General features: G+C 66.6%; 3 protein-coding genes and 4 pseudogenes. All 7 read left to right on the top strand.

Going from position 1 to position 6,288, the window contains the following annotated elements:
• Nucleotides 1-169: pseudogene (locus IT350_21415) on the top strand (transposase).
• A gap of 332 nt (nt 170-501) precedes the next feature.
• A pseudogene (locus IT350_21410) lies at nt 502-1,743 on the top strand (branched-chain amino acid ABC transporter substrate-binding protein).
• A gap of 1,035 nt (nt 1,744-2,778) precedes the next feature.
• On the top strand, nt 2,779-3,864 hold the full coding sequence (locus IT350_21405; protein ID MCC6160617.1) for a branched-chain amino acid ABC transporter permease: 1,086 nt from the start codon (nt 2,779-2,781) through the stop codon (nt 3,862-3,864).
• A pseudogene (locus tag IT350_21400) lies at nt 3,861-4,022 on the top strand (ATP-binding cassette domain-containing protein). Before IT350_21405 ends, IT350_21400 begins: the two are co-directional and overlap by 4 nt.
• Before the next feature lie 621 nt (nt 4,023-4,643).
• Nucleotides 4,644-4,724 (top strand): annotated as a pseudogene (gene livG, locus IT350_21395) (high-affinity branched-chain amino acid ABC transporter ATP-binding protein LivG).
• Nucleotides 4,725-4,887: 163 nt separating this feature from the next.
• Nucleotides 4,888-5,382 carry an ABC transporter ATP-binding protein gene (locus tag IT350_21390; GenBank protein MCC6160616.1) on the top strand — a complete coding sequence of 165 codons (495 nt, stop codon included), beginning with the start codon at nt 4,888-4,890 and terminating at the stop codon, nt 5,380-5,382.
• A gap of 20 nt (nt 5,383-5,402) precedes the next feature.
• Nucleotides 5,403-6,110 (top strand): ABC transporter ATP-binding protein, encoded by a 708-nt coding sequence (locus tag IT350_21385; protein ID MCC6160615.1) that lies wholly within the window; start codon nt 5,403-5,405, stop codon nt 6,108-6,110.
• Nucleotides 6,111-6,288 lie beyond the last annotated feature (178 nt).

Genomic DNA, 6,288 nt, shown 5'->3' with positions numbered 1-6,288 from the left:
GCGGGCGGAACGGCGACGCAGGCGACGCCGGGCCGCGATCGAGCCGGTCATCGGGCATACGAAACACGATCACCGGATGATCCGCTGCCACCTCAAGGGGTCGGACGGCGACGCGATCAACGCGACGCTCGCGGCCTGCGGCTTCAACCTGAGCAAACTGCTCCGGGCCATCAGGGTCCGCGTTTTTGTCCTTGTTCCCGAGCGCCTGTTTTCGCTGATTCGCGGACTGAAAATCGGCATTCACGTCACGCGATCGCGATGGTTCGCGGCAGTCGCCGCGTAAACGGGATATTTCAGGGACGACTGAAAACCTGTCCGCGACTCCGCGTTTGGGGGCACACATCGCGAGGCGCGCCGCATGTCCCCAAACAAAGTCGGCGCTCGGCGATCCCGGAAAACGGGGGTGCATTGACGCGCCTAAGAGGGACCGATAATGGTACGGGATTATCCCTCACCCCAGAGGTCCCGATGAACCGACGCCCGGTTTTACGACGCGTGCCGATGGGCATCATCCTGCTCGTCGCGTGCGTCGCGATCGCATGCCAGACGCAGCCCTCGCCCTCCCCGACCGCCGAATCCAAAACCGGCTCCCCAGCGCCGCCCGCGATGGTGGGCGGAAATCCCGACGTCATCAAGATCATCAGCAGCCTGCCGCGCACGGGCAGCGCCAACGCGCAGACCACCACCATCGTCAACGGCATCCGCATGGCGATCGACGAGGTCGGCGGCAAGGTCGGCAACTTCAAGATCGAGTACGAGGACTGGGACGACGCCTCGGCGAAGAAGGGCGACTGGGATCCCGAGGTCGAGGCCGCCAACGCGGACCGCGCTTCGAAGGACCCCGATATTCTCTTCTACATCGGCACCTACAACTCGGGCGCGGCCAAGATCGCCATGCCGATCGTGAACCGCGCGAACCTGACGATGATCTCGCCGGGCAACACGTATCCGGGCCTGACCAAACCGGGCCTCGGCGAGCCGAACGAGCCCGATGTGTATCGCCCGTCGGGCAAGGTCAGCTACTTCCGCGTGGTGCCTGCGGACGATCTGCAGGGCAAGGTCGGCGCCGAGTGGGTGCGGCAGATGGGCGGCAAAAAGGTGTACGTGCTCGACGACCGGAGCCTCTACGGCAAAGGCGTGGCCGACGTCTTTCACCGCACGGCGGAGGAGATCGGACTCACGATGCTCGGCCGCGAGGGCCTGGACCCGAAGGCGCAGGAGTACCGGAGCCTGATGACGAAGATCAAGCAGCTCGGCCCCGACTTCGTCTACTTCGGCGGCACCACGCAGACCAACGCCGGGCAACTGGCCAAGGACATGATCGCCGTGGGGCTCGAGGCAAAATTCATGGTGCCCGACGGCTGCTTCGAGAACGCGTTCATCCAGGCCGCAGGACCGGAAATCGTGGAAAACCGCGCCTTCATCACCTTCGGCGGCGTGCCGGCCGACAAGCTGACGGGCAAGGGGGCGGAGTTTTTCAAAAGCTACGTCGCCAAATACGGCAACGAGCCGCAGGCCTACGCCGTATACGGCTATGTGGCCGCGCAGGTCGCGCTCGACGCCATCGCCAAGGCGGGCGTGAAGGATCGCGAGGCGGTGCGTTTGGCGGTCACGCAGACGCAGCAGGTGGACGGGGCGCTCGGCACCTGGTCGTTCGACGCGAACGGCGACACGACGATGTCGCGCATGAGCGGCAACACGGTGCGCGCGGGCAAGTTCGAATTCGTCACGCTGCTGGGCGAGAAAAAAGACGAAAAATCCGCCGCCGCGGGCACGGTGGGCGCTGCGGGCGGCGGGCCGTGGGCTGGGATCGGCCAACAGGCGATCATCGGCCTGACGAACGGCATGATCTTCGCCCTCATCGCGCTGGGTTACACAATGGTGTACGGCGTGCTCGAGTTCATCAACTTCGCGCACGGCGATCTGTTCATGCTCGCGTCGTTCTTCGCGCTCACGCTGATCGGTTTCCTCGGGCTCGGCGATGCCGGACCCGTTTGGCTCGTGGGCGGGCTCGCGCTGGTGGTCGTCGCCTCGGGCCTGTTCGCGGGAGCGCTCAACGCCACGGTCGATCGATTCGTCTATCGACCGCTTCGCCACGCGCCCAAACTCGCGCCGCTGGTCTCGGCGATCGGCATGTCGTTCGTGTTTCAGAATCTCGGCCTGTTCTGGGGCGGCCTGCCGCTCGAGGTGATGGGCGACGGAAAGGCGGCCGCGGCGCCCAAGGCGTTCCCCAACCTCGTTTCCAGCGCCAATCTCCTGGGGCCCGACGCGGTGCTGCGCATCACGGCCAGGGACCTGCTCGTCATCGGCAGTTCACTGGTGCTCATGGCCGCGCTCTACGCGTTCGTGAAGTACTCGCGGCTCGGCAAGGGCATGCGCGCCGTGGCGCAGGACCCGGCCGCCGCGCGTCTGATGGGCGTCCACGTCGACGGCGTCATCCGCGCCACGTTTTTTCTGGGCGGGCTGCTTGCCGGTTTCGCGGCGGTGATCTACGGCCTTTATATCAATACGGTTCATTATCAGATCGGTTATCAAAACGGCCTGTATGCGTTCACGGCGGCGGTGGTCAGCGGCATCGGGAACATCCCCGGCGCCGTGCTGGGCGGGCTCATCATCGGGCTCGTGCGTTCGTTCTCCGACCAGTGGATCGGCGCTCAGTGGCAGCAGGCGGTCGTGTTCGGTTTGCTGATCGTGCTTTTGGTGTTTCGGCCCTCGGGTCTGCTCGGCGGGACGGCCCGCGAAAAAGTCTGAGGTCGCCCCGATCTTGGGGTCCTGACGATGGCGCGTCCGCGGCTTCGCTTCGAAACCGTCGCCCTCGCGATTCTGGTGATCTATCCCTTCGTGCCCGTCATCGACTGGGTGCTCGAGGCGCTCGTCGGCGAATCGCCGCGCATCGCGCGCCAGCTCATCAACATCTACATCTTTGCGATCCTCGGACTCGCGCTGAACGTGCAGGTGGGTTACGCGGGACTGCTTCAACTGGGCATCGCCGCGTTTTTCGCCATCGGCGCGTTTTCGACCGGCGTGCTCACCGTCGAAAAATATCCGTTCCAGCTCGGATTCTGGGGCGCGCTCGTCGGCGCGCCGCTGGTCGCGGGATTTGCCGGACTCGCCCTTGGCGCGCCCACGGTGCGGCTTCGCGGCGACTATCTCGCCATTGTCACACTCGGATTCGGCGAAGTGGTTCGCGTTGTGATTCTGAACCTGGAGAGCATCACCGACGGCCCGCGCGGGCTGAATCCCGTCCCGCGTCCGTGGCTGCCCGCGCGGATCGCGCCGACGCCCGGCGGCGGAAGCGAGGATCTGGTGATGTACTACGTCGCCCTCGCGCTGCTCGTGGGGCTGTTCATCATTTTCACGCGGCTCGAAAAATCGCGGATGGGGCGCGCCCTCGTGGCGCTGCGCGAGGACGCCCTCGCCGCGTCGTCCATCGGGCTCGATCCCACGCGCATCAAGCTCTTCGCGTTCGCGGCGGGTGCGGCGGTCGCGGGGCTCGCGGGCGCGCTCTATGCCTCGACGCTCACCACCACCGCCGAACCGGGCACCTACGACTTCAACTACTCGGTGATGGTGCTGTGCTGCCTCATCATCGGCGGGCTCGGCAGCCTGCGCGGGGTGGTGATCGGCGCGTTCGTGCTGCTGGGGTTCGACAACGTCGTGTCGCCCTACCTCACGCGGCTGCTGCAGCGTGGCGGTGACGGCGGATCGCCGAATGTGTTCCTCACGTTCACCAACTGGCGCTGGATCATCTTCGGCCTCGCCCTCGTGCTGGTCATGCGTTTCCGGCCCGAGGGTCTGTGGCCGTCGCGCCGCGTGCGCGAAGAGATGCACGTCGGGCCGGACCCCGGAGGAAGCGGCGCGTGAGCGCGGCGATCCTCGACATCCGTTCGCTCACGGTGCGTTTCGGCGGGCTCTTCGCCGTGCGGCGCCTGGATCTGCGGGTCGAGACCGGCAGCATCGCCGCGGTGATTGGGCCCAACGGCGCGGGAAAAACCACCGTCTTCAACGCGCTCACGGGCATGGTCGATCCCGCAGAGGGCCAGATCCACTTCGACAACGCGCGCCTCGCCCGCGCGTTCACCCGGCGGCTCGCCCTCGCGTGGATTGCGATCGGGCTCGCCTGCGGCACGTTCCTGCTCGTGTTCACGTCCGACGTGGACCGCATGTGGACCGTCGCCGTCAAGCAGAACTTCCGCGATCCCAAAGGGGGATTCTCCGTCTCCGACGCCGCCCGCGACGCCTTCGCGCATATCGCGGCGAAATTCGGCGTCGAGGAGCGCGGCCCGAAGCGCGTCTTCGTCATTTCGCACGACGGATACCCTCTGGTCGGGCCGCTCGAAACCCTCGAAGAAGGCATTCGCGAACGCAACGTGATCGAGGAATTTCGCGGGCGCGATTTCCTCGACCGGCGCATCGAATCGGACGGAACGAATTTCGTGATCTTCGCGCCCGAACGGTATGCCCGCGTCGTGCTCGGGACCGACATCTCCACAGCCATCGAGCGCGCGCAAAAGATCGAAGCCGAGCTGCGCGAATCGAACGGCGTCCGCCTGACCCGCACGATGATCTTCGCGATCGGAACCGTCATCGGCATCCTTGGCGCCGCAACCGTGTTCCGCCAGACGCGCCGCGCGACGAGCTGGATCGCGCGACGGCACATCGCGCGCACGTTCCAGAACATTCGGCTGTTCAAAGGCATGACCGTCCTCGAAAACGTCATGGTCGCGGTGCCCGAGGCCGTCGGAAAGGCCGGCACACGCGGACCGATGACGCGCTCGCCGTCCGGCGCGATGCTCGCCGCCGTGCCGCTGGCGCTGCTGGTGCTGCTCGGCGCGTATCGCCGCATACCCCGGGGCGCACGACGCGATCGGCGGCGCGCTGCTCGCGATGTTCCTGCTCGGCTATGCCGCGTGGCTGCTGCTTCTCGTGCGGATCGGCGCGTTCAGCCTGCGCGAGCGCGCCGCCGAGGTCGTCACCGCCGCGCGCGCGATGGAGGAACTGCGTTTCACGGGGCTCGAGGAACGCGCGGACGAACTCGCGTCGAACCTCGCATACGGCGAGCAGCGACGGCTCGAAATCGCGCGCGCCCTCGCCACCGGGCCCAAGCTGATTCTGCTCGATGAGCCGGCCGCCGGCATGAATCCCTCCGAAAAAACCGAACTCATGCAGCTCATTCGGCGCATCCGCGATCGCGGCGTCACGGTGCTCCTGATCGAGCACGACATGCGTCTCGTGATGGGCATCAGCGACCGTGTCACCGTGTTGCAGTACGGCGAAAAGATTGCCGAGGGCACGCCCGACGAGATGCGGCGCGATCCGCGCGTGATCGAGGCGTACCTCGGCGAAGGCCCGGCCGTCGCCGCGCCCGCGGAGGCGTCATGATGTCGCACCACGAGGACGCGATGCTGCGTCTCGAAGGCGTGCGCGCGGGGTACGGAACCGTGGGCGTGCTCAACGACGTGACCCTGCATGTGGACGCCGGCGAGGTCGTCACGATGATCGGCTGCAACGGCGCGGGCAAATCGACGACGCTCAAGTGCGTGTCGGGCCTGATCCGCGCGGGCGCGGGGCGCATCGTCTTCGAGGACCGCGACATCACGCGCGCCCCCGAGCACGAAATCGTCGCCATGGGTCTCGTGCAGGTGCCCGAGGGGCGGCGCGTGTTTCCCAAGATGACCGTGGCCGAAAACCTCGACCTGGGCGCCTACACGCGGCGCGACACGGCGGGCATCCGCGCCGATCTCGACCGCGTCTTCGCCCTCTTCCCCGTGCTGGCCGAGCGCCGCCGCCAGACCGCGGGCACGCTCTCGGGCGGCGAACAGCAGATGCTGGCCGTGGGGCGCGGCCTCATGGCCAAACCGCGCCTGCTGCTGCTCGACGAACCCTCGCTCGGCCTCGCGCCGCTCATCGTCGCGCAGATCTTCCGCGTCATCGCCGAGCTCGCGGCGTCGGGCGTGACAATCCTGCTGGTCGAGCAAAACGCGCAGGCCGCGCTTCATCTCGCGCAGCGCGGATACGTGATGGAGACGGGCCGCATCACGCTGGCGGGGCCGTCCGCGCAGCTCCTTGCCGACGAGAACGTCCGAACCGCGTACCTGGGCGGCGGGTGAGCGCCTGCGACTCGGCTCAATGTGCGATGTGGAAACAGTATTCCTTCGGTTCCGACGTAAAGAGCTCGATCGGCTCGGACTCATATTCGACACTTGGAACGGGTTGTGGACAACCTGACCTGAGCGAATTCTCATAGTTGGCACTGTTTTTGGCCGATATTCGCGAAAAGTGCAGTGC

Source organism: Deltaproteobacteria bacterium, assembly GCA_020845895.1.
In the GTDB taxonomy this organism is placed as follows: domain Bacteria; phylum Lernaellota; class Lernaellaia; order JACKCT01; family JACKCT01; genus JADLEX01.
The sequence above is the reverse complement of the archived record's forward strand: the minus strand, read 5'-3'. Positions and strand labels throughout refer to the sequence as shown.

Excerpts from the sequence above, each read along its gene's own strand:
- IT350_21405 (MCC6160617.1), top strand. The coding sequence starts at position 2,779 with ATGGCGCGTCCGCGGCTTCGCTTCGAAACCGTCGCCCTCGCGATTCTG.
- IT350_21385 (MCC6160615.1), top strand. The coding sequence starts at position 5,403 with ATGCTGCGTCTCGAAGGCGTGCGCGCGGGGTACGGAACCGTGGGCGTG.
- IT350_21390 (MCC6160616.1), top strand. The coding sequence starts at position 4,888 with ATGTTCCTGCTCGGCTATGCCGCGTGGCTGCTGCTTCTCGTGCGGATC.